The sequence below is a fragment of the Corallococcus aberystwythensis genome (assembly GCF_003612165.1).
Lineage (GTDB): Bacteria > Myxococcota > Myxococcia > Myxococcales > Myxococcaceae > Corallococcus > Corallococcus aberystwythensis.
In genome coordinates this window covers 1-2,184 of sequence record NZ_RAWK01000503.1, presented here as the reverse complement: position 1 = coordinate 2,184, position 2,184 = coordinate 1, and the positions used below count along the sequence as shown (strand labels likewise).

The 2,184-nt window shown below is 72.1% G+C and carries 2 protein-coding genes; both read left to right on the top strand.

Annotation, left to right across the window (positions count from 1 at the left end; genetic code table 11):
* Nucleotides 1-22: 22 nt before the first annotated feature.
* On the top strand, nt 23-1,132 hold the full coding sequence (locus D7W81_RS40950) for a ComEC/Rec2 family competence protein (RefSeq protein WP_438503406.1): 1,110 nt from the start codon (nt 23-25) through the stop codon (nt 1,130-1,132).
* Nucleotides 1,129-2,184, top strand: a 1,056-nt coding sequence (locus D7W81_RS40945; RefSeq protein ID WP_120560717.1) for a ComEC/Rec2 family competence protein, incomplete at its 3' end; no start/stop codon positions are given. The genes D7W81_RS40950 and D7W81_RS40945, both read left to right, overlap by 4 nt.

Genomic DNA, 2,184 nt, shown 5'->3' with positions numbered 1-2,184 from the left:
GCCCTCCCCCGCCCCGGGCCGGCTGACGGTCTACTTCCTCGACGTGGGCCAGGGGGACGCGGCGCTCATCGTGTCGCCCACGGGCAAGACGGTGCTCATCGACGGTGGGCCTCCGGAGGCCAGCTCCAGGCTGGGGGCGCGGCTGCGCGAGCTGGTGAAGGGGCCGCTGGACCTGGTCATCCTCACCCACCCGCACCTGGACCACCTGGGTGGACTGCGCGCGGCCGTGAAGGCGGTGGGCGCGAAGCGCTTCATGGACCCCGGCTTCGACCACCCGAGCGAGGCTTACCGCGACCTGCTGAACTTCGTGGGCACGGAGGTGGGCCAGGTGATGAGCCCGGAGCCCAACGCGTCCTCGCCCCAGACGCTGCTCACCGTGGGGCTGGGGGAAGGCGTGGCGCTCACCGTGCTCTGGCCGCGCGTGCCCCAGGAGACGTTCCTCGCGGACACGCGCTCGGACGCGAACGCGAACTCCATCGTCACCAAGCTCACCTACGGGAAGACGGCATTCCTCTTCACGGGGGACTCGGAGCCGCCCACGGAGGAGATGCTGCTGAAGAAGCCCGTGGACCTCACCGCCACGGTGCTGAAGGTGGCGCACCACGGCGGCAAGCACTCCTCCACCGCGGCCTTCCTGGAGCGCGTGAAGCCGCAAGCGGCGGTCATCTCCTGCGGCGCGGGCAACGACTACGGCCACCCGAGTCCGGAGGTCCTGGGCCGTCTGGGCAAGGTGCGCGCGCGGACCTTCCGCACCGACCAGGACGGAGAGGTGATGGCGGTGAGCGACGGCACGTCCGTGACGCTGCGCTCGGCGAAGGGTGGTGCTGGGGCCACCAGCATCACCGGCACGCAGCCCGTGGGAGGCCCGGTGGCGCTGGGCCCCATCGAACCCACGCCGCATGGCCGCGCCGGCCGCTCCGTGGAGAAGGAGCCGGAGCCGGGCGTGTCCCGGTCCCGCACGCCGGCGGAGTCCACGGCCACGGGCGAGCGCTACGTGTCGCTGAAGAACAGCAAGGTGTTCCACCGCGAGAGCTGCTCGACCTTGAAGCGCTCGAAGAACGAGCGCACCGTCTACACAAGCCGCGCCGACGCCCTGCGTGAGCGCCGCCCCGCCGAGGATTGTCATCCATGAAGGCCCGCATCGCGCTGGGAGTGGGGCTGCTGCTCGCCTCCCTGGCCTGTCAGCAGCAACCGTCCGCGCCCGCGCAGGCGGCCCCGGAGAAGTCGCGCTACTTCGGCGGCGCGCCGGACGGAAAGCTCCACGTCTACTTCTTCGACGTGGGCGGAGGGGATGCCGCGCTCATCGTCACGCCGCGTGGCAACACGGTGCTGGTGGACTCAGGGCCCGCGTCCGCTGAGTCCCACCTGGTGAACCGGCTGCCGGAGCTGCTGCGCCGTGAGCTGGACCTGGTGGTCCTCACGCAGCCGGATCCGAAACATTACGGCGCGCTGGACGCGGTGCTCAAGCGCGTGGGCGCGAAGCGGCTGATGGAGCCGCAGCTGCCCGACACGTCGAAGGCCTACGACGCGCTGCTGACGGCGGTGGGCTCGCGTGGGGTGCAGATCTTCTCGCCCGCGCCGTCCGCGTCCAAGCCCCAGGAGCTGGTCCGGTTGCCGCTGGAGGACCGGGTGAGCCTCACGGTGCTCTGGCCCCGCGCGCCCACGGAGCCGCTCCTGAAGGAGGCCACGGACGCGGCGGGGCGCAACGCGGCGAACTCCATCGTGCTGCGCCTGACGTACGACGAGACGTCGGTCGTCTTCGCGGGCGGCGCGCGCGGGGAGACGGAGGCCCGGCTGCTGGAGCGCGGGCTGCTGTCCCCGGCCACGCTGCTGAAGGTCGCCTCGCCCGGCGTGGAGGGGGCGAACTCGCAGGCGTACCTGGAGGAGGTACGGCCGCAGGCGGCGGTGTTCAGCGGGGATGACAGCCTGGGGAAGAACCCGAAGGTGAAGGAGCTCCTCGCGCGGCTGCGCGGCGTGGACGCGCGCGCGTTCCGCACGGACGTGAACGGTGAAGTGCACGCGGTGAGCGACGGCAAGCAGCTCACGCTCTCGCTCCAGCGTCCGACGCCGGGGGAGCCTGGCGGCACGCGGCGCGTCTTCCCGGGAGTGGATCCGCGCCCGGCGCTGGTCCGGACGGTGAAGCCCGCGCCCGCGGTGAAGCCTGTCCCCACCCCTGTCTCTTAT